General features: G+C 72.4%; 19 protein-coding genes and 2 pseudogenes. 2 read left to right on the top strand and 19 right to left on the bottom strand.

From position 1 onward, the window contains the following. The 7 genes from ABZS66_RS37920 to ABZS66_RS37890 form a co-directional block, all read right to left on the bottom strand. Nucleotides 1-481: septum formation family protein (locus tag ABZS66_RS37920; protein ID WP_354766413.1), on the bottom strand; the 481-nt coding region annotated here is incomplete at its 3' end. Nucleotides 482-484: 3 nt separating this feature from the next. After that, nucleotides 485-1,396 (bottom strand): septum formation family protein, encoded by a 912-nt coding sequence (locus ABZS66_RS37915; RefSeq protein WP_354766411.1) that lies wholly within the window; start codon nt 1,394-1,396, stop codon nt 485-487. 81 nt (nt 1,397-1,477) lie between these two features. Then, entirely contained in the window at nt 1,478-2,392 is a 915-nt protein-coding gene (locus ABZS66_RS37910) for a septum formation family protein (protein WP_354766409.1), read from the bottom strand. 68 nt (nt 2,393-2,460) lie between these two features. Beyond that, the gene (gene panD, locus ABZS66_RS37905; RefSeq protein WP_354766407.1) at nt 2,461-2,895 is read right to left on the bottom strand and encodes an aspartate 1-decarboxylase; all 435 of its coding nucleotides are present in this window, start codon (nt 2,893-2,895) and stop codon (nt 2,461-2,463) included. After that, nucleotides 2,892-3,716 carry a pantoate--beta-alanine ligase gene (gene panC / locus ABZS66_RS37900; RefSeq protein ID WP_354766405.1) on the bottom strand — a complete coding sequence of 275 codons (825 nt, stop codon included), beginning with the start codon at nt 3,714-3,716 and terminating at the stop codon, nt 2,892-2,894. The genes panD and panC overlap by 4 nt, the downstream gene beginning before the upstream one ends. Continuing rightward, on the bottom strand, nt 3,713-4,603 hold the full coding sequence (locus tag ABZS66_RS37895; RefSeq protein ID WP_354766403.1) for a DUF2520 domain-containing protein: 891 nt from the start codon (nt 4,601-4,603) through the stop codon (nt 3,713-3,715). Before ABZS66_RS37895 ends, panC begins: the two co-directional genes overlap by 4 nt. Nucleotides 4,604-4,734: 131 nt before the next feature. Further along, the gene (locus ABZS66_RS37890) at nt 4,735-5,280 is read right to left on the bottom strand and encodes a TetR/AcrR family transcriptional regulator (RefSeq protein ID WP_354766417.1); all 546 of its coding nucleotides are present in this window, start codon (nt 5,278-5,280) and stop codon (nt 4,735-4,737) included. Nucleotides 5,281-5,509: 229 nt separating this feature from the next. On the opposite strand from ABZS66_RS37890, the gene ABZS66_RS37885 reads away from it, so the two are divergent. Beyond that, entirely contained in the window at nt 5,510-6,802 is a 1,293-nt protein-coding gene (locus ABZS66_RS37885; protein WP_354766401.1) for a D-arabinono-1,4-lactone oxidase, read from the top strand. Here ABZS66_RS37885 and topA read toward each other — a convergent pair whose 3' ends face one another. The 6 genes from topA to ABZS66_RS37855 all read right to left on the bottom strand — a co-directional run bounded on the left by topA (nt 6,803) and on the right by ABZS66_RS37855 (nt 14,933). Then, a complete protein-coding gene (gene topA / locus ABZS66_RS37880) occupies nt 6,803-9,580 on the bottom strand; it encodes a type I DNA topoisomerase (RefSeq protein ID WP_354766399.1) in 2,778 nt (925 codons plus the stop codon). It abuts the gene before it with no gap. A gap of 277 nt (nt 9,581-9,857) precedes the next feature. Continuing rightward, nucleotides 9,858-10,886: a hypothetical protein gene (locus ABZS66_RS37875; protein ID WP_354766419.1), complete on the bottom strand. Its 1,029-nt coding sequence runs from the start codon at nt 10,884-10,886 to the stop codon at nt 9,858-9,860. Further along, a complete protein-coding gene (locus ABZS66_RS37870) occupies nt 10,883-11,416 on the bottom strand; it encodes a hypothetical protein (protein WP_354766398.1) in 534 nt (177 codons plus the stop codon). The genes ABZS66_RS37875 and ABZS66_RS37870 overlap by 4 nt, the downstream gene beginning before the upstream one ends. Before the next feature lie 87 nt (nt 11,417-11,503). Beyond that, a complete protein-coding gene (locus ABZS66_RS37865; RefSeq protein ID WP_354766396.1) occupies nt 11,504-13,867 on the bottom strand; it encodes a sodium-translocating pyrophosphatase in 2,364 nt (787 codons plus the stop codon). A gap of 210 nt (nt 13,868-14,077) precedes the next feature. After that, nucleotides 14,078-14,557: an ATP-binding protein gene (locus ABZS66_RS37860; RefSeq protein WP_354766394.1), complete on the bottom strand. Its 480-nt coding sequence runs from the start codon at nt 14,555-14,557 to the stop codon at nt 14,078-14,080. Between the two features lie 4 nt (nt 14,558-14,561). Next, entirely contained in the window at nt 14,562-14,933 is a 372-nt protein-coding gene (locus tag ABZS66_RS37855) for an STAS domain-containing protein (protein WP_354766392.1), read from the bottom strand. A gap of 143 nt (nt 14,934-15,076) precedes the next feature. Here ABZS66_RS37855 and ABZS66_RS37850 point away from each other — a divergent pair, with 143 nt between their 5' ends. Further along, complete coding sequence (locus ABZS66_RS37850; protein WP_354766390.1) at nt 15,077-17,494, top strand: DEAD/DEAH box helicase; 2,418 nt, start codon at nt 15,077-15,079, stop codon at nt 17,492-17,494. 74 nt (nt 17,495-17,568) lie between these two features. Here the strand turns inward: ABZS66_RS37850 and ABZS66_RS37845 are convergent. From ABZS66_RS37845 to ABZS66_RS37820, 6 genes and pseudogenes are all read right to left on the bottom strand, one after another. Then, nucleotides 17,569-17,964 (bottom strand): annotated as a pseudogene (locus ABZS66_RS37845) (Rv3654c family TadE-like protein); the annotation flags it as partial. 38 nt (nt 17,965-18,002) lie between these two features. Further along, the gene (locus ABZS66_RS37840; RefSeq protein ID WP_354766388.1) at nt 18,003-18,389 is read right to left on the bottom strand and encodes a TadE family type IV pilus minor pilin; all 387 of its coding nucleotides are present in this window, start codon (nt 18,387-18,389) and stop codon (nt 18,003-18,005) included. Continuing rightward, a complete protein-coding gene (locus ABZS66_RS37835; protein ID WP_238015417.1) occupies nt 18,386-18,553 on the bottom strand; it encodes a DUF4244 domain-containing protein in 168 nt (55 codons plus the stop codon). The genes ABZS66_RS37840 and ABZS66_RS37835 overlap by 4 nt, the downstream gene beginning before the upstream one ends. An 86-nt stretch (nt 18,554-18,639) precedes the next feature. Next, on the bottom strand, nt 18,640-19,239 hold the full coding sequence (locus ABZS66_RS37830; RefSeq protein ID WP_354766386.1) for a type II secretion system F family protein: 600 nt from the start codon (nt 19,237-19,239) through the stop codon (nt 18,640-18,642). After that, on the bottom strand, nt 19,236-19,904 hold the full coding sequence (locus ABZS66_RS37825) for a hypothetical protein (RefSeq protein WP_354766384.1): 669 nt from the start codon (nt 19,902-19,904) through the stop codon (nt 19,236-19,238). Before ABZS66_RS37825 ends, ABZS66_RS37830 begins: the two co-directional genes overlap by 4 nt. Continuing rightward, nucleotides 19,901-20,920, bottom strand: a pseudogene (locus ABZS66_RS37820) (TadA family conjugal transfer-associated ATPase); the annotation flags it as partial. The pseudogene ABZS66_RS37820 and the gene ABZS66_RS37825, both read right to left, overlap by 4 nt. Nucleotides 20,921-20,932: the final 12 nt, after the last annotated feature.

Raw genomic sequence — 20,932 nt, 5'->3', positions numbered from 1 at the left:
TCCGGGTGAAGACCGTGCCGTTGTCATCGCTGACCTCGATCAGGTCGCAGCGGAAGAACCGGGCCTCGCCGCGCCACTGGGCCTCGGTCGGCGCGAACACCCGCAGGACCAGCCGGCCGTCGTGCCAGTCGCCGTCCAGGAACGACTTCGCCTGCTGGTCGCACGTGCCGTAGGCGTCGGCGAGCTGCGCACCGGCCGGCGGCACGGAGCCCTGCGCGGTGGTCCCGGCGAACGAGCCGACGTGGAACGTCTCACTCGCGTGGTCGACCGCGCAGTCGACCGCCTTCATGCCCGAGCCCGGCTCGAGCTTCTCCGCCGAGGCGGCGCCGGCCCAGCACTGCCCGACGGCCGGCACCGGCACGCCGGGCTTGCCCAGCGGTGACCAGTCGTCGACCAGGTCGCCGTCGGTGCCGGCCGGCGCGCCGCAGGCCGCGAGGAACGCCACCAGGGCCAGCGACAGGCCGGCCTGCCACCGCTTCATGAGCTACACCTTGCCGCTGCCGAGGTTCTTCACGGACTTGGTGGTCGTCAGCTTGTCGAACAGCATCGCGTAGCAGCGGGCCGCGCGGTCGCCGCGCAGCCACGCCTCCTCGTCCACCAGCCAGAAGCCGATGCCGAGCTGCTGGTGGTTGACCAGCGTCGAGGTGCTCATGTTGAGGTACTTCGCACCCAGCGCCTCGCAACCGGGCCGCATCGCGGCGCGGCGCTCCTCGGAGTTCGTCGGGAAGGCCCGCTCACCGGAGGTGTAGGTGCCGACGTACTCCATGTTGTGGACGTTGGTGCACGAGCTCACGTTGTAGTCGAGCCAGGTCTTGCCGTCGGCCTCGTAGGTCTCCTGCATGCAGGTCAGCGCGATCGGCTTGTCGCCGCGCAGCCCGTCCTTGAGCGAGCTGTTGCGGCTCACCGGCTTGTTGCCGTCGCTGGCCACCTCGGCGAGGTCGCAGCGGAAGTAGCGGGCGCCGGCGGCCCAGTGCGCCGCCGACGGGGCGAGCACGAGCATCGCGAGGCGGCCGTCGTGATAGTCGCCGCCGAGGAAGCTCTCGGCCTCCTTGGCGCACTTCTGCCAGGCGTCGTTGAGGGCGGCACCCTTGGGCGGCGTCGACCCGGTCGCCGCGCTGCCGGTGAGCTCGCCGACGAAGAACGTCTCGCTGGCGTGGGCGCTGGTGCACGCCTCGACCGCCGTGAACGAGAAGATCGTCGTGGTGTCGTGCGCGAAGTAGCTGACGCTGGTGTTGTAGCACTTGTTCACGGGCGGTGACGGGATCTTCGCGGCGTCCAGCATCGTCCAGTCGTCGGTCAGGTCCTTGTCGACCCCCGCCGGGGTGCCACAGGCGGCGAGCAAGAACACCGCGACGGCCGGCACCAGTGCCGGAATGAGTCGCCGGAAACGCGTCATCTTCGTTGTCCCCTCCCCCGAGCGCACGGAACGCCGGTGCAGTGTGCCAACCATAAATGTCCGAAGCAACCCGGCGACAGGTCAGGCAGTAGTGATCGGCAGCGCCTTTGTCCCGCCTCCTTTCAGCGAGGTCGCGACCGGTTTGGGCGGCCAGACGAAGCACCGCACGGCGCGGTTGCCCAGCTCCCACGCCGCCTTGTCGAACGGCATTGTGATCAGACCGGTACGTGAGCGGAAGTTGGCGTCGTCGGGGACCCCGGCGAACCGGGCCACGACCGGGCGGCAGCCGGCGAGGTTCACGTCGCGCCGCGTGCCGGGATCCGGTGGATAGGGGCCGTCGGGCGGCTCGAACATCCCGGCGAACTCCGCCTCGTGCGGCTGGTCGCAGCGGGCCGGCCGGATGCGGTCGATCTCGCCGGCCTTGCCCCCGGCGGGCTGGGTCACCGACACGCAGCCGAGGAGGAGGTCGCCGCCGGGTCCGAGCGCCCCACGGACCGAGCCGGACCTGGTCACCGGAGCGAAGCGGTCGGGGTCTTCGAGGGTCCGGAGATTGCAGCGGTACCAGCGGGCGCCGGCATCCCACTGGGAAGGCGTCGGCAGGTCGACGCTGAGCGCCAGCCGCCCGAGCCGCCAGTCGGCCCCGAGTAGGGCGTTGGCGTCGGCGGAGCACTTGGCGTGGGCGGCCTTCAAGCCCGCGCCGCCGCTGGCCGGCGGGGTGGCCCGGTCGGCGTCGGCGCCAGCGAACTGCCCGACGCTGACCAGTTCGACCTGGTGCGGGGCGGCGCAGTCCACCGGCTCGGGCCAGCGGGTCACGTCGCCGGCCACGGCGCCGGCGGGCAGCTCGAAGCAGGCCGGCGCGACCGGCACCACGAGCGCCGCCGCCGGCAGCATCGCCCAGCCATTGACAAGATCGCCGTCGGTGCCGGCTGGGGGAGGCGCCGGGGCGCAGGCGGACAGCAGTAACAACACGCTCAGCACAGCGAGCGCGCGTCGCAAAGCGACCTCCCTGTCACCTTCAGGCGACGTCCCACACCGCGCACCGCGCTCGGTCACCCAGGTTTGGTCTATGCCCGGGCGAGGTCTCCCACCGTGTCGCCGCGCACGGGCGACCCCACCATACCCGGCACAGCGTCCGCCGGATCGTGACCGAGCTCGATGACCTTGTTATCCGCGTCGACGTGGACGACGCGCGGGACATAGACGCGCGCCTCGGCTTCGTCCAGCTGCCCGTACGAGATCAGGATGACCAGGTCGCCCGGGTGGACCAGGTGGGCGGCGGCGCCGTTGATCCCGATGACGCCGGAGCCGCGCGGGCCCGCGATCACGTAGGTCTCCAGCCGCGCCCCGTTGGTCACGTCGACGATCGCGACCTGTTCGCCGGCGAGCAGGTCGGCGGCGTCCATGAGGTCCTCGTCGACGGTCACCGAGCCCACGTAGTGCAGGTCGGCCTGGGTGACCGTGGCGCGGTGGATCTTGGACTTGAGCATCGTGCGGATCACGGAAGCCGTACCTCTACGTTGTCGATGAGCCGGGTCGCGCCGACCCAGGCCGCGGTGAGCAGCCGGGCCGGGCCGTGCGCGGGCACGGGCCCGACCAGCGGATCGGTGAGCACCAGGTAGTCGAGCTTGACCTCGGGCGCCTCGGCGAAGACGGCGAGGCCCGCGGCCACGGCGTCCCCGCCGCGCTCGCCTTCGTCGGCAGCGGCCCGCAGCGCCCGGGACAGGGTCAGCGCCGACGAGCGCTCCGACGGCGCGAGGTAGCGGTTGCGGCTGGACAGCGCCAGCCCGTCGGCCTCCCGCACGGTCGGCACGCCCCGCACGTCGATCGGCAGGTCGAAGTCGCGGACCATCGCCCGGATCAGGCCGAGCTGCTGGTAGTCCTTCTCGCCGAAGTACGCGACGTCGGGCCGGGTCAGCTGGAACAGCTTGTTGACCACGGTCAGCACGCCGTGGAAGAAGCCGGGCCGGCTGGCGCCCTCGTACAGCTCGCCGGCCGGGCCGGGGTGTACCCGCACCAGCGGCTCACCGTGCGGGTACATCACGTCGCGCGACGGGGTGAAGGCGACGTCGACCCCGATCGATCGGGCCAGCGCGAGGTCGTCGTCGAGGGTCCGCGGATAGCGGTCGAAGTCCTCGTTGGGCCCGAACTGCAGCGGGTTGACGAAGATCGTCAGCAGCACCGTGCCGGCCTCGGCCCGCGCCGCCGACAGCAGCGCCGCGTGCCCCTCGTGCAGCGCCCCCATGGTCATGACGACGGCAACGGTTCCAGTCGCCTCGGCGCGGGCCGCGGCGAGCGCCGGACGGGAGGAGACGACCTTCACGCGGCACGCTCCGCGGTACGGGAGTGGCTTCCGAGCACGTCCAGCAGCGGCTCGGCGTCGATCGGGCGCAGCCGGCCGGCGGCGATGACCCGGTCGGCGGTGCGCCGGGCGAGCGCCAGGTAGGGCGGGACGGAGCCGGGCGCCACCGCCTCCAGCGCGTGGAGGTGCTTCTCGACGGTACCGGCGTCGCCGCGGGACACCGGGCCGGTGATGGCAGCGTCGCCGAGGCGGAGCGTGTTGTCGAGCGCCGCGCCCAGCAGCGGGGCGAGCACCTGCTCGGGGTGGTGCACGCCGGCGTCGCGCAGCCGGTCCATCGCCTCGTTCACCAGCGTGACGAGGTGGTTCGCGCCGTGTGCGAGCGCCGCGTGGTACAGCGGCCGCTTCTCCTCGGCGATCCACTCGACGACGCCGCCCAGGTCGCCGACCAGGCCCGCGGCGGTCTCCCGCAGGTGCTCGGGGGCGGTGACGCCGAACGAGATGCCGGGCAGCCGGGCCAGGTCGGCCTCGGTGCCGGTGAACGTCATGGCCGGGTGCAGGGCGAGCGGCTCGGCCCCGACGGCGGTGACCGGGGCCAGCACGGCCAGGCCGTGGGCGCCGGAGGTGTGGGCGACGATCTGTCCGCGGCGCAGCGCGCCGGTCTCGACCAGGCCGTTGACCAGGCCCGGGAGCGCGTCGTCGGGTACCGCGAGGAGGACCAGGTCCGCGGCGGCGGCCACCTTGTCGGCGGGGAGCAGCGAGGCGCCCGGCAGCAGCAGCTCGGCGCGGGTCTTGGAGGCGGCGGAGACACCCACCGCGGCGATCACCCTGTGGCCGGATCGAACGAGCGCGGCGCCGAGCACCGCCCCTACCCGTCCAGCGCCGATGATACCGATGTTTTGCCTGTTCATCTGACGGATCCAGTCCTCGAGTGGGGTACCGGTCGATCAGAAGTATGCGCCGCAGCGGGCAAAGCGGACAGGTGTTGTGGGATTGTCAACAACGCGTTTCAAACGCTTTACCCGCTGCGGCGGAGGCCTGCTCAGAGGCGGTGGTGCAGGTACTCCCGGATCAGCGCCTTGGCCTCGCCGAGCACCAGCGCGTCGCCGTCCGGGGAGCGGCGGAACGCCAGCTTGATCAGCCCGTCGGCGGCCTCGACGGCGATCGCCAGCACGAACTGCAGCCGCTCGGCGTCAACGATCGAGAACCGGGCGATGAGCAGGTCGGACAGCTGCCCGACGATGACGTCGTTGTTGTCCCGCTCGTCGTCGAGCAGATGGATGTCGACCACGTCGCCGAAGTGCAGCGTCCGGAAGCCCGGCACGGTGCGGTGCATGTCGATGTACTGGTCGATCGCCGCATCGACGGCGTCCCACCAGTTGGTGATGCCCTCGTCGGCGAGGCGCGCGCCGAGGCGCTCGAGGTACCGCTCCAGGCTGCGCAGCGTCAGCGCCTGCACGATGGCCCGCTTGTCCGGGAAGAACTGGTAGACCGAGCCGATCGCCACCCCCGCCCGCTCGGCCAGCAACGTGGTGGTCAGGCCGTCGTAGCCGACCTCGTCGACGAGCTCGGCGCAGGCGTCGAGCATCCGCCCGACCCGCGCCACGCTGCGCCCCTGCACCGGCACCCGGCGCAGCGGCTTCGTCCCGGCGCCGGCCACTGTCTGCGTCGCCATGTCCCCCCTCTATCTGGTGCTTTGAAACCTACTCACGTCAACGACCGGGGACGAACGCCGGATAGCCGGTTTCACCCAGGCGACTGACCGACACATGGATGGGTGATTGACTGGGGGTATACGTGAAGGGTACTCATTTTTTGTGACGTCTCCGTGGAGCAACTGGGCCGGCAACCAGACCGCGCGCGCCGCCCGGGCCGCGCACCCCGCCACCCCGGCCGAGCTGGGTGAGGTACTGCGCGCCGCGGCCGCCGACGGCCTGCGCGTGAAGGCGGTGGGCAGCGGCCACTCGTTCACGCCCACGGCCGCCACCGACGGCGTCCGGATCGAGCTGGACCGGATGGCCTCGGTCATCAAGATCGAGGACAACCTGGTCACGGTCGGTGCGGGCATGCCGCTCAAGGTACTCAATGCGACGCTGACCGCCCACGGTCTGGCCATGCCGAACCTGGGCGACATCGACGCCCAGACCATCTCCGGCGCGCTGTCGACCGGCACCCACGGCACCGGAGCCGCCTACGGCTGCCTCTCCACCTTCATCGAGGCGCTGGAACTGGTCACCGCCGACGGCACCCTCGTGCGCTGCTCGGCGACCGAGCAGCCCGACCTCTTCAACGCCGCCCGGGTGAACATCGGCGCGCTCGGCGTGCTCACCGCGGTGACGCTGCGCTGCGTGCCGGCGTTCGTACTCCAGGCCGACGAGCGGCCGGGCACGCTCGCCGACGTCTGGTCGGGCCTGTCGTCGCACGTCGCCGAGAACGACCACTTCGAGTTCTACTGGTTCCCGTATACCGACCGCGTCCAGATGAAGCGCAACAACATCGTGCCGGCGTCGGACCGGCCGCTGGCCGGCTGGCGGCGCTGGCTGGACGACGACTTCCTGTCCAACACGGTGTTCGGCGGGGCCTGCCGGTTGGGCCGGACATTTCCGGCAGTGGTACCGGCGGTGAGCCGCGTCTCGGCCCGGGCCCTCTCGGCCCGCACGTACACCGCGCCGTCCCACGAGGTCTTCTGCACACCGCGCCGGGTCCGGTTCGTGGAGATGGAGTACGGAATGCCCCGCGAGGCGCTCCGCGAGGCATTCGACGGACTGCGCGGCATCGTGGAAAGCCTGCCGTTCCGCATCCAGTTCCCGGTCGAGGTCCGCTTCACGGCTGCCGACGACATCTGGCTGTCGCACGGCTACGGCCGCGACAACGCCTACGTCGCGATCCACCAGTTCGTCGGCGCGCCCTACGAGGAGTACTTCCGCCGCTTCGAAGCACTGCTCACGCCGCTGGGCGGCCGCCCGCACTGGGGCAAGATGAACTACCGCGACGCCGCCTCGCTGGCCGAGGCCTACCCGCGGTTCGGCGACTTCCTCGGGCTGCGCGACAAGCTGGACCCCGGCCGGCTGTTCGCCAACGCGTACACCGACCGGGTCCTCGGCGCGTAGCTACTCCGCGGGCGGGGCCGCCTTCTTGGCGGCCGCCTTGCGCGGGGCGGCCTTCTTGGCCGGCGTCGCCTTCTTGGCGGCGGTGGTCTTCTTCGCGGCGGTCGCCTTCTTGGCCGGCGCGGCCTCGTCGGGCGCGGCCTTGTTCGTGGCCCGGGCCTTCTTCGGGGCCGGGCCCTTGGCCCGCTTCTCGGCCAGCATCTCGCTCGCCTCGTCGAGGGTCAGCGCCTCGACCGTCTGGTTGCGGCGCAGCGAGGCGTTGAACTCGCCGTCCGTCACATACGGCCCGAAGCGCCCGTCCTTGATGACCAGCGGCTTCTCGGTCGCCGGGTCGGGCCCCATCTCGCGCAGCGGCGGCTTGGCCGCCGCGCGGCCGCGCGTCTTCGGCGCCGCCAGCAGCGCGAGCGCCTCCTCCAGCGTGACCGTGAAGAGCTGGTCCTCGCCGGCGAGCGAGCGGGTGTCGGTGCCGCGCTTGATGTACGGGCCGTAGCGGCCGGGCGAGGCCAGGATGTCCTCGCCGCTCTCGTCCTTGCCCACCAGGCGGGGCAGGGTGAGCAGCTTGAGCGCCTCTGCGAGGGTCAGGTGCTCGGCCGACTGGGTCGACAGCAGCGACGCGTTCTTCTCGCCGGTCGACACGTACGGCCCGAAGCGGCCCGACTTGATCACGACCGGCTCGCCCGTCTCGGGGTGCTCGCCGAGCTTCCGCTCCCCGCCCGTGCCGCCGACGAACAGCTCGGCGACCTTCTCCGGGGTCAGCTCGTCGGGCGCGATGCCGTCGGGCACCGGGGCGCGGTCGCCCTCCTCGCCCTCGGGCGCGTCGGGGATCGTGCGCTGCAGGTAGGGGCCGTAGCGGCCGACCCGCACGACGACGTCGCGGTTGGCCTCGTCACGGAAAAGCGGGATCGAGTTGATCCCGCGCGCGTCGATCTCGCCCAGCCGTTCGGTCACCATGCGCTTCAGACCGCCCTGGCGGGCCACCGACCCCTCGTCGCCGGTGTCGCCACCGAAGTAGAAGGGGCGCAGGAAGTCCACGGCGCTCTCGTCGCCGGCCGCGATCTCGTCGAGGACGTTCTCCATCGACGCGGTGAAGTCGTAGTCGACCAGCCGCGGGAAGTGCTTCTCCAGCAGCCCCACGACGGCGAACGCGAGGAACGAGGGGATCAGCGCCTGGCCGCGCTTGAAGACATACCCCCGGTTGTTGATCGTCTCCATGATCGACGCGTAGGTCGACGGGCGCCCGATGCCGAGCTCCTCCATCGCCTTGACCAGCGACGCCTCCGTGTAGCGGGCCGGCGGCTGGGTGGTGTGGCCGGTCGGGGTCAGGCCGCGCTCGGTCACCGGCTGGCCCTTGACCAGCACCGGCAGGCGCCGCTCGGCGTCCTCCGCCTCGGCGTTCTCGTCGTCGGACGACTCGACGTACGCCCGCAGGAAGCCGGGGTCGGTGATCGTCTTGCCGGTCGCGCCGAAGTCCACCGACTCCTGGTTGGCGGTCGTGGCGTTGATCCGCACCGAGGTGCTGTTCCCGACGGCGTCCGTCATCTGCGACGCGATCGTGCGCTGCCAGATCAGCTCGTAGAGCCGCAGCTCCTCCGCGGAGAGCTCCTTCGCCACGTCGCCGGGCGTGCGGAAGGATTCGCCGGCGGGCCGGATGGCCTCGTGCGCCTCCTGGGCGTTCTTGACCTTTCCGGTGTACCGCCGGGGCTGCGGCGGCACCGCGGACGGCCCGTACAGGTCGTGGATCTGCCGCCGGGCCGCGGCGATGGCCGCCTCCGACAGGCTGACCGAGTCCGTACGCATGTACGTGATGTAGCCGTTCTCATACAGCCGCTGCGCCACCCGCATGGTCTGCGCGCTGGACAGGCGCAGCTTGCGGGCCGACTCCTGCTGGAGCGTCGAGGTGATGAACGGCGGGTAGGGCTTGCGGCGATACGGCTTCTCCTCGACCCGGGTGACCGTGAACGGCCGGCCCTCCAGGCGGGCGGCCAGGCCGCGGGCGCCCTGCTCGTCGAGGTGGATCACGCCCGCTCCCGGCCTGACCTTGCCGGTCTCCGGGTCGAAGTCGCGGCCGGTGGCGACCCGGTCGCCGTCGAGCGCGATCAGCGTGGCGTTGAACGTGCGCTCGTCGTTGTCGGGCTGCAGCCGGGCCAGAATGTCCCAGTACTCGGCGGCGCGGAACTTCATCCGCTGCCGCTCGCGCTCCACGACGATGCGGGTCGCGACCGACTGGACCCGGCCGGCGGACAGGCCGCGCTGGACCTTCTTCCACAGCACGGTCGAGACGTCGTACCCATACAGCCGGTCGAGGATGCGCCGGGCCTCCTGGGCGTCGACCAGCGCGCGGTTGATGTCGCGGGGGTTGGCGACGGCGGCCTGGATCGCCGGGCGGGTGATCTCGTGGAACACCATCCGCCGGACCGGCACCTTCGGCTTCAGCGTCTCGTAGAGGTGCCACGCGATGGCCTCGCCCTCGCGGTCCTCATCGGTGGCGAGGTAGACCTCGCTCGCCTCCTTGAGGAGCGCTTTCAGGCGGGTGATCTGCTTTCGCCGGTCGGCCGAGATGATATAGACCGGGGTGAAATCGTTGTCGACGTCGACACCCAGGTAGGCCCACGGCTTGCTCTTGAGGTCGTCCGGCATGTCCTTCTTGCCCACGGGCAGGTCGCGGACATGCCCGAAGCTGGCCTCCACGACGTAATTCGGGCCGAGGTAGCCCGAAATCGTCTTGGCCTTGGCCGGCGACTCCACGATCACCAGCCGCTTCGTGTTGGCGGAGTTCGGCACAGTTCTCCCCGGTGCGGACGACAGACGTCAAACGTAACGCGTCCCTTCGCGCCGAGTTGCGCAAAGGGACACTCAGCAGTCGGCGTGCGACACGCCGATCGGCGCCACGGTACACCCAAGCACAACCGCTACCAGCCCGATCTTGCGTACGTGTCGCATCGGCTGCCGTGTTTGTGGCGGTTTGTCGGGTCGATGGGGTGTCGATTTCCCGCAGTTCATGCCGCGCGGGCTAGGTACGCGGGTGGTACGCCGTTAGATGCGCCACCCTACCGCGGCGCTATCTCGGCCAGGTCTCGGCGGGCGCGTCGGGGGGCGGTTCGCCCACGAGCTCGGCCAGCCGGTTGATCCGCCGGAGTCCCACGATCCGGTACGCGGGGCCGCCCTCGTCGGGGGCGATGAACACGGCCGGCAGCCCGAGGGCGACCAGCGCCTCGCCGACGGCGATCCAGTTGTCGGCCAGGGTGCGGTCTATGGTAATTTCACCGATCATGTCCGGTTCGGCTTGGACGGCCGGGGGCGGCTCCGGGACGATGTCCAGGGCGACCGCCGGCAGGTCCGCGATGCCCGAGTCGGGCCAATCGTCGGCGCCCGGGTCCGTGAAAGGTTCGACCTCGGCGTACGGGTCGGGAGCGTCATAGGCGTCGAAGTCGGCGAACTCGTCCGGGCCGGGGTCGAAGGCCGAGACCTTGCTGTCGGGCTTTTTGCGCCGTTTGTTCGGCTTCGCATCTGCCCTGGTATGTATGGTCGGCTTTGGAGCTGTTCTCTCGGGTTCGCGTGGTTCGTCAACTACTGGTGCTTCTGCCGCGGCCTCCGGCTCCTCGTCCGCTTCCGGCGCGGGTTCGGCCCCGGGTTCGGGCTCCGGTTCGGGCGGCCGGGGCTTCGGCGCGAGCCGCAGCAGGTAGGCGCGCTGCCCGTCGTACATGCCGGCCGCGGCCACCCACAGCCGCAGCCGCCGCCCGTCCAGCGTCAGGTCACCGGGGGCCCGCTGCACGCCGTCGTCGTCGAGCCAGCGACCGGCCAGCGGGGCGAGAGCCGCCGAGTACGCGGTCCGGACCACGAAGCGGTCCTCCTCCAAGGCCGACTCCGGGGCCGGGTCGCAGGTCAGCACCAGGCCGCGCAGCTCGCACTCGGCCCGCAGCACGGCACACCGCCAGGCGTCCTCCACCACGGTCGTCACCCGGCCGGTGCCGCCCATGCGGCCGACCTGGCCGGCCCCCAGCAGCAGCCCCTCGAGGTCGTGCGGCGCCGGCGGGCGCGCCTCGACCCCGAACAGCGAGAGCTGCCGGGCGGCGACGGACCGGGTCATCGACACTCGGGCACCTCGTCGAACGCCTTCTGCAGGTCCTTCGGGCCGACGTGGGCCGGGTCGATCGCGCTCTGCTCGTACTCCTCCTTGAGCGTGGCGAACGCCGCCGTCACCGACGCGTAGAACGCCTTCGAATCGTTCGTCGGCAGCCCGGAGACCGTGCGCTTGGCGTTGCCGTAGGCGTCGCGCGCCTTCGACAGCGAGGCGGTGAACTGGGCGGCGACCTTGTCGCCGTCCTTGACGTCGGGCACGCCGGCGCCGTCGACGCCGACCCGGGCCTTCTCGCTCGCCGTCTCGGCCCCGGCCAGCAGGTCGACGATGTTCGTCTTGGTCTGCGCCGCGGTCCTGGCCGCCTGGAGCTGCTGCTGGGCCTTCGTGGTCAGGTCGTTGATCTCGGCGCGCCAGGGGGCCAGGGCGGTGCAGACCGACTGCGCCCACTGCTTCGGGGCCACGTCACCGGCGCCGTCGGCGGAGCACCCCGCAGTACCCACGAGGAACACCACGGCGACGAGAACCCGACGGACGCGCATGGGTTGCAGCGTAGAACCGATCGTGTGTTCGAGAAAACACGACGCCCCGGCCGGATCGCATCCGGCCGGGGCGCTTCGTGGCGTTGATCAGGCGGTGACCCGCTCCGGAGCCGGCTCCTCCTGGGAGGCGCCGTTGTCGTCGCCGGAGTCCATCGCCACCGGCTTGCGCTTGCTCACGATGACGGCGGCGGCGATGACGCCGACCGCGACGATCGCGGCGATGTAGCGCACCGCGGGGTTGCCGTCGCCGACCGTGTAGAGCACGACGGCCGGGGCGATCAGCAGCGCCACCAGGTTCATCACCTTGAGGAGCGGGTTGATGGCCGGGCCGGCGGTGTCCTTGAACGGGTCGCCGACGGTGTCGCCGATGACGGTCGCGGCGTGCGCGGGCGAGCCCTTGCCGCCGTGGGTGCCGTCCTCGACCAGCTTCTTCGCGTTGTCCCACGCCCCACCGGAGTTGGACAGGAACACCGCCATGAGCGTGCCGGTGCCGATCGCGCCGGCCAGGTACGCGGCCAGCGGGCCGACGCCGAGGCCGAAGCCGACGGCGATCGGGGCCATGATCGCGAGCAGGCCGGGCGTGACCAGCTCGCGCTGGGCGTCGCGGGTGCAGATGTCGACGACCTTGCCGTACTCCGGGCGCTGCGAGCCGTCCATGATGCCCGGGAACTCGCGGAACTGGCGGCGGACCTCGAACACGACCGCGCCCGCAGAACGGGCCACGGCGTTGATCGCCAGGCCGGAGAACAGGAACACGACGGCCGCGCCGATGAGCAGGCCCACCAGGTTGCGCGGGTTGGCCACGTTGAGCAGCGCATCGGTCGACAGCTTCGACCCGGCCTCGGTGAGCGCCCGCTGCATGGTGTCGGTGTACGACCCGAACAGCGCGGTCGCCGCGAGGACGGCCGTCGCGATCGCGATGCCCTTGGTGATCGCCTTGGTGGTGTTGCCGACCGCGTCGAGCTCGGTCAGCGTGCGGGCGCCGCGCTCGTCGATGTCGCCGGACATCTCGGCGATGCCCTGCGCGTTGTCGCTGATCGGGCCGAAGGTGTCCATCGCGACGATGACGCCGACGGTCGTCAGCAGGCCGGTGCCGGCCATGGCGACCGCGAACAGCGACAGCGTGATCGAGCCGCCACCGAGCAGGAAGGCGCCGAACACGCCCGCCCCGATGACGATGGCCGAGTAGACGGCCGACTCGAAGCCGACGCTCACGCCGGCCAGCACGACCGTCGCCGGGCCGGTCAGGGCGCTCTTGCCGATGTCCTTGACCGGGCGGCGCTCGGTCTCGGTGAAGTACCCGGTGAGCGCCTGGATGATGGCGGCCAGGGCGATGCCGATGACCACGGCGATGATGGCGGTGACGTGCGGGCCGAACGGCGGGGTGTCGCCCTCGGCGAGGTTCAGTGTGGCGCGCCACTCGGTGCCGAGCAGCTTCGCCCAGTCGGCCGGCAGGTAGAACAGCGCGGCGGCGCTGACCAGGACGGCCGAGATGATGGCGGAGATGTAGAACGCCCGGTTGATCGCGACGAGGCCGTTGCGGTCGGAGGGGCGCAGGCGGGTCAGCGCCACACCGAGGATCGCCACCAGGACACCGATCGTCGAGACGATCAGCGGGAAGATCAGGCCGTCGACGCCGAAGGCGGCGCGGCCCAGGATCAGCGCGGCGACGAGGGTCACGGCGTAGGACTCGAAGAGGTCCGCGGCCATGCCGGCGCAGTCACCGACGTTGTCACCGACGTTGTCGGCGATCGTCGCGGCGTTGCGCGGGTCGTCCTCGGGGATGTTCTTCTCGACCTTGCCGACCAGGTCGGCGCCGACGTCCGCGGCCTTGGTGAAGATGCCGCCGCCGACCCGCATGAACATCGCGAGCAGGGCGGCGCCGAAGCCGAAGCCCTCCAGCACGGTCGGGGCGTCGCCCTTGAAGATCAGCACGACCAGCGCCGCACCGAACAGGCCGAGGCCGACGGTGAGGAAGCCGACCACGCCACCGGTGCGGAACGCGATCTGCATCGCCTTCTCACGACCGCCGTCTTCTCGGGCCGCCGCCGCGACGCGCAGGTTGGCGCGGGTGGCCAGCGCCATACCGGCGCCACCGATGAAGGCCGAGAACACCGCGCCGACGATGAAGAACGCCGAGCGGCCGATCTTGATCAGAGTTTCGTTGTCACCGGCCTCGTTGACCGGGAGCAGGAACAGCAGCACCACGGCGATGACGACGAAGATGCCGAGGGTCTTGAACTGGCGGACGAGGTACGCGGTCGCGCCCTCCTGCACCGCCCCGGCGATCTCCTGCATTTTCGGGGTGCCCCGACCGGTCGCGAGAACTGCCTTGACCAGCGCCGCGGCGAACCCGAGCGCCACGAAGGCGATGACGAGCGCGACGACGATGTAGGTCAGGTTGCTCCCGGTAAGGGAAATCTCGCCGTTAGCGACGAGCGATCCGGACATTCGTTGTCCTCCTGTACCGACACATGACAGCGCCGCGAGCGGTCAGGCCGGCGGCGGATTCTCCACGCGGGGAGCCGTGCTGGACGACCGAGGTACCCAATGACCAGGGCCGTCATACACGATCGCCGTACTGTAGCCGCCAGGCGTGTCTGTGGTCACACCGACTTGCGAGTTTCCTTAAATCGAACCTCGCCGATCTTTCCTCGTAGGTCAGTCGCTGGACCGCTCAAGCGGCCACGACATGCGGACCTCGGTGCCGACGCCTTCGGACAATTCGGACACACTCAGATCATCCACGAGACCCGCCAGGAGGGCCAACCCCATCCGGGCGGCAACCGCCTCCTCCGCGAGGAGGTCAGGCGGCGTGGTCAGCGGCAACGCCGGATCCGAGAGCAGCACGACGGTCTCGTCGTCCTCCGGCGAGCGGGTGACCATGGCGCCGTTCGCGGCGCGGTCGACCACCCGCACGGTGAACCGGTCGCCATCGGCCATGGCGACGTCGACCAGGTCGTCGAGGCCGTGCGAGCGGTGCAGCGCGACCGCGCGCGAGCACGCCTCGCCGATCGCCAGGCGGACCTCTTCGAGCAGCTCCTCGGCCACGCCGGCCCGCCGCGCGACGGCCACGCCGACCAGCCGGGCGGTGCGGACGTGCGCCGCCGCCGGCGAGAACGACAGTCGGACAGTGGGCATGGACCTACGCTTTGGGCGCTTTGGGATCGGACTCGGCACCGTCGGCCGCGGTCGCCGCGGCCACCGAGTCGTACAGCGAGAAGACCCGGTCCAGCGCGGTGATCCGGAAGATCTTCAGCAGCCGCTCGTGCGCGCAGACCAGGCCGAATGTGCCGTTGACCGCCCGGAGCCGCTTGAGCGCGCCCACGAGCACGCCCAGGCCGGTCGAGTCGAGGAACTCGACCCGGCTGAGGTCGACGACGACGTGCCGGGACCCCTGCTCGACCAGCTCGACCAGCTTCTCGCGGAGCCGCGGGGCGGTGTAGACGTCCACCTCACCGCCGACTTCGAGCACCGTGTGGTCGCCGGAGTCGTACGTCGACAACGACAGCTCCATGCGGACCTCCTCCTCTGGCGGTTTTGCGCTCCACGGGCATCTAACCATCGACACCGCACCGAAGCGACGCTTGACCCCCTTTCCCACAAACGGCACGCGTGTACCGCACCAACCGTTTCGAACAGGTGTTTTAGAGTGCGGGGGTGTTCTTTGCGCAGCACCGGGCGGCCGACTCCCTCACCCACGTGGAGCACCTGCCCCCACGCCCCGGCACCCCCGCACCGTGGCCCGACTGGGTGCCGCCCGTGCTGCGCTCGTCGCTGGGTTCACGCGGCATCACCGCACCGTGGCGCCACCAGTCGGAGGCCGCGACGTCGGCCTGGCAGGGCGCCCACACGGTGGTCGCCACCGGGACAGGCTCCGGCAAGTCGTTGGCCTACCAGCTGCCGGCCCTGTCAACGCTGCTCACCGACGACCGCGCGACAATCCTCTACGTCGCCCCGACGAAGGCCCTGGCCGCCGACCAGCTCCGCAGCCTGGTGGCCCTGGACCTCCCGGGTGTCCGCCCGGCCACCTACGACGGAGACACGTCCCGCGAGGAGCGCGACTGGGTCCGCCAGCACGCCCGCGTGGTCCTGACCAACCCGGACATGCTCCACCACGGCATCCTGCCCGGCCACGCGTCGTGGTCCCGCTTCCTGCGCGGCCTGCGCTACGTGATCGTGGACGAGTCCCACGCCTACCGCGGCGTCTTCGGCTCCCACGTGGCTCACGTCCTGCGCCGCCTGCGCCGCATGGCGGCCCGCTACCGAACCACCCCCACATTCATCCTGGCGTCGGCCACCTCGGGTGACCCGCTCCGCACGGGCACCCGCCTGACCGGCCTCCCGGTGACCGCGTTCACCGAGGACACCTCCCCTCGCGGCGGCATCACCTTCGCCCTGTGGGAGCCGCCGCTCCTTCCGGCGAGCCCCGCCCTCCCCTCCACCTCCTCCTCGCCGGGCTTCTCTTCGCCCGCCTTCGCTTCGCGCGACGCTCCCACGTCTCCTTCGTCTCCTTCGCGCGACGGCGACGCACCCACCCGGCCGCGCGACGCGGAGCCCGTCCGGCGGTCCGCGCTGCGGGAGACCGCCGACCTGCTGGCCGACGCGGTGGCCGCCGGCGTGCGAACCCTCGCGTTCATCCGCTCCCGCAAGGGCGCAGAGCTCGTCGCCACCATGGCCCGCCGCTCCCTCGACACCGCCGTGCCCGGCCTGGGCAGCCGGGTCGCCGCGTACCGCTCCGGCTACCTGCGCGAGGACCGCCGCGCCCTCGAACGCGACCTCCTCGACGGCACCCTGCTCGGCCTCGCCTCGACCAACGCCCTCGAGCTCGGCGTCGACCTGGTCGGGCTCGACGCGGTCCTGATCTCGGGCTACCCCGGCACCCTCGCCTCCCTCTGGCAGCAGGCCGGCCGAGCGGGCCGGGCCGGCCGCGACGCGACCTGCGTGCTCATCGCCCGCGACGACCCCCTCGACACGTACCTCGTCCACCACCCCGAGGCCCTCTTCGGCCGCCCCGTCGAGGCCACGGTGTTCGACCCCGGCAACCCGCACGTCCTCGCCCCGCAGCTGTGCTGCGCCGCCGCCGAGCTCCCGCTGACCCCGGCCGACCTGCCGCTGTTCGGCCCGACCGCCGAGCCCACTCTCGACGCCCTCGTCGCTGCGGGCATCCTCCGCAAGCGCCCCAGCGGCTGGTACTGGACCGAGCGCCACCGCCCCGACGTCGACCTCCGCGGCGCCGGCGGCGGCCCGGTCGCCGTCGTCGAGTCGGCCACCGGCCGCCTGCTCGGCACGGTCGACACCGGCTCGGCCCACCACCAGGTCCACGACGGCGCCGTGTACCTCCACCAGGGCATCACCTATGTCGTCGACAAGCTGGACCTCGCCGACTCCGTCGCCCTGGTCCACGCCGAGGACCCCGACTGGAGCACCCACCCCCGCGACGTCACCGACGTGACCGTCCTGTCCGTCCGCGAGACCCGCACGGCCGGCTCGGCCGGCGCTGTCACCCTGTCCCTCGGCGAGGTCGAGGTCACCTCCCAGGTCGTCAGCTATCAACGGCGCCGCCTGGTGTCCGGCGAGGTCATCGACGTCTGCGAGCTCGACCTCCCGCAGCGCGTGCTGCGCACCGTGGCGGTCTGGTGGACGGTCACCCCCGAGGCCCTCGACGCCGCGGGCGTCCCCGACGTCGACTGGCCCGGCGCCCTCCACGCCGCCGAGCACGCCTCCATCGGCCTGCTGCCGCTCGTCGCCACCTGCGACCGCTGGGACATCGGCGGCCTGTCCACCGCGTTCCACGCCGACACCGGCCTGCCCACCGTCTTCGTGTACGACGGCCACCCCGGCGGCGCCGGCTTCGCCGAGCGCGCGTTCGAGGTCGCGACCGACTGGCTGTCGGCCACCCGCACCGTCGTCGCCGAGTGCCGGTGCGACCAGGGCTGCCCGTCGTGCGTCCAGTCCCCGAAGTGCGGCAACGGCAACAACCCGCTGGGCAAGGCCGACGCCGTCACCGTCCTGTCCCTGGTCCTGTCCGCCCTCTCCCGAGAGCCGGCCCGCCGCACAACGGACCTGGCGGCGTAGCGACTCCCTCCGGCGCGCACGGGCCCGGCCTGTGGGCCGTAGCGGATCCCGGCGGCGCGCACGGGCCCGGCCTTGGCGGCGGCCGCCGCCTCGGTACCGGCCGGCCCGTCGACCCGCACGTCCACCGTCACGTCGAGCCCGTCGAGCGCGCAGGACACCAGCCGCCCACCGTTCTCGGCGACCAGCTCGGCCGCCGCACCGCACGCCGCCGCCGCACCTTGCCCGGCCGCGAGCGCCCCGGCCAGCGCCCCCGCATCGGCGGCGTTGCGCGCACGATGCTCGGCCACGATCAGCCCACCCCCGACGACGAGCGCCACGCCGACCACCAGCAGCCCGAGCCCGACCCCGAGCACCACCACCGTCACGCTGCCCCGATCTCCGGCCCGCCCGCCGCCGGCCCGGGCCCGCAGCGCCCGCCGGGTATGTCGCGGCCGCCACCGCTGCTCGCCCCGGCGCCGCCACACGCCCATCCAGGTCCACGGCGGACTGCTCGACCGATGTGCACCCCTCATGACAGGCCCTCCCCGGGTTCGAGCCGCGCGACGGCCCGCTCGTGCAGCACCAGCCCCAGCGGCTGGAACGTGTAGCGGACGCTGACCCGAACCAGGTCCCCGTCGCGCTGGACCGAGATCGTGGCGCCCGACGGCGCGGTCTCCGAGGCCGCCGAGTCCGGCTCGCCGCGGGCCGCCGCCCGCGCCGCCAGCCCGGCCGCGTCCGCACACCGCACCTTGGCCGTCACGACGACCAGGGCGGCGAGGCCGGCCAGCAGCAGCAGGACAACGGCGGGGAATGCCGCGGCGAACTCGACGACGGCCGACCCCCGGTCGCTCGGACCGCCGACCCGGCGGCGCCGGTGCCGCGCTGCGTGGGCGCCACGATCCCGGTCGCTTCTCATGCCAGCGCCCGCCCGATCAGGTTGGTCAGGGCGATGCGCGTCCCGTCACTGGTCAGGACCCTCAGCAGCAGACCGGCGAAGCCGGCTCCGACCAGCATGCAGACGGCGTACTCGGCGGTGGTGACTCCCCGGTCCCCACGAAGGGCACGAAGACGGGCTCGGATGGCGTACACGGAACTCCTTACGTTGTGCGACTACCGGAACTTGGAAGAAGGCTCAAAGGGCGGCTCAGGGGGTGCCCAAGGGCGGCTCAAAGGGCGGCGAACACCTCACCGAGCAGCGCGGCGACCACCGGCACGACACCGATCAGCACGAACGCGGGCAGGAAGCACAGCCCGACCGGCAGCACCGCGTAGACCGACGTCTTGCGGACCCGCGCCTCCAGGAACGCGGCCCGGTCCCGCCGCAGGTCGGCCGCCTGTTTCTCGAAGGTCTGGGCCAGCGCGGTGCCGTGCTCGGCGCTGCGCGTCGCAGCCCGCGCGAGGCGGGTCCCGCCCGGGATCTCGCCCAGCTGCCCCCAGGCGACGGCCGGCGGCGCCCCGCCCCGCAGCGCCCGCCCGATCGTTACGAGCCGCCCGCCGACGGACGCCGCACCCATGGAACGGCCGACGGCGTAGGCCGCCCGGTCCGGCGCCGCCCCCGCGTGCAGCGCGGCGGCCAGCAGGTCCGCCGCGAACGGCAGGTCGGCCCGCGCCGCCGCCCGCTCCCGCCGGACGCGGGGCGACTCGGCCTTCCGCAGCAGCAGCCAGCACACAACCGCCGCGCCGACCCCCACGGCGACGCTGCCGAAGGCCGCCCCCATCGATGCCCCGCCCAGCAGCGAGGCCGCCAACCGCAGCCACGGGCTCATCGCCAGGCCTCCCGGGAGAGGAAGTCGACCATCCGGAAGGTCACGAACAGCCCCGCGCTCTGCAGCGTCACCGCCAGGACCGTGCACGCGGCGCCCAGCGGCGTGTGCAGCAGCTGCTCGACCGGGTCGATGCCCATCGCGACCGCGCCGAACAGCCCGGCCGCCGGCATCGCCATGAGCATGTACGCCGACGCGTGGGCTGCCGACGTCTGCACGTCGGCCGACTGCCGCAGCGCCTGCGCCGCCTTCAGGTCGGCCTCGACGCGCTCCAGCAGGTCGACGAGCGGCGTCCCGAGGTACTCGCTGACCCTCCGCGCGGAGTCCAGCCGGAGCGTCGCCGCGCGCACCGCCGGGGCGGACGGCGTCGCCGAGGCCGCCAGCACCCGTCGGACCCGCACGGCCAGGCCCGCGCCGTCGGGGGTGATGCCGGCCCGCAGGTCGCCGACGGTGGACTCGATGGCGTCGACGAGCGCGGTGACCGTGTCCTTCACGGCGTCCCGGAGCACCAGCCGCCGCACGATCCAGACCGTCAACGCCAGGTAGATCGCCACCGCGAACCCCGCCACCGGCCCGAACCGCAGCAGCAGGACGGCGACGAGCGGCGCCAGCGCGGCGAGGACGGCGAACGGGTGCCGCAGCACGAGCCCGCGCAGCCGGGCGCTCATCGCCAGCCCTTCCCCGGCACGTACCGCCACCGCCCCGACGGCTGCGGCGGCTCGTGCCCACGGTCGGCGATCAGCTCGTCGAGCAGCGCCCCGCCCGGCTCGACCCGGCCGCTGCCGCGCCGCCACGCCGTCAGCACGACCGTGGTGCGCTGCTCGGGATGACAGTCGAGCACGCAGATCTCGGCGATCTCGCGCGAGCCGTCGGCCGCCCGCCGCAGATGCACGACGGCCCGCAGTGCGGCGCCGACGAGCGCGTGCAGCGCGGCCCGCGGTACGGACCCGAGCAGTCCGAGCGCCTCCAGCCGGGCCGGCACGTCGGCCGGCGAGTTGGCGTGCAGGGTGGCAGCGCCGCCCTCGTGCCCGGTGTTCAGCGCGCCGAGCAGGTCGACGATCTCGGCACCCCGGCACTCGCCGACGACCAGCCGGTCGGGGCGCATACGCAGGGCCTGCCGGACCAGCTCGCGCAGCGGGATCTCGCCCGCGCCCTCGACGTTGGCCGCGCGGGCCTGCAGCGACACCACGTGCGGGTGCACCGGGGCCAGCTCGGCGGCGTCCTCGACGATGACCAGCCGCTCGACACCCGGCACCAGCGACAACAGCGTGGACAGCACCGTCGTCTTGCCGGTGCCGGTACCCCCGGTCACCAGATACGGCAGGCGGGCCGTGACGATCGCGGCGAGCAGTGTGGCCCCGCCCGGGTCGATGCTGCCGTGGTTGATCAGGTCGTCGAGGGTGAACGCCCGCCGCCGGAACGTGCGCAGCGAGACGTGCGGCCCGGTGCGGGCGACCGGCGGCAGCACCGCGTGCAGCCGCGTCCCGTCGGGCAGCCGACCGTCGACGAACGGGCTCGCGTCGTCGAGCCGCCGCCCGGCGCTGGACGCCAGCTGCTGGGCCAGCCGGCGCATCTCGGCCGGGTCGCCGAGCCGTCCGTTGACCTTGCGCAGGCCGGCGCCCCGGTCGACCCACACCTCGCCGCAGTTGACCAGGACATCGGTGACCGCCGGGTCGTCGAGCAGGGCCACGAGCGC

It is taken from the genome of Dactylosporangium sp. NPDC005572, assembly GCF_040605515.1.
In the GTDB taxonomy this organism is placed as follows: domain Bacteria; phylum Actinomycetota; class Actinomycetes; order Mycobacteriales; family Micromonosporaceae; genus Dactylosporangium.
The sequence above is the reverse complement of the archived record's forward strand: the minus strand, read 5'-3'. Positions and strand labels throughout refer to the sequence as shown.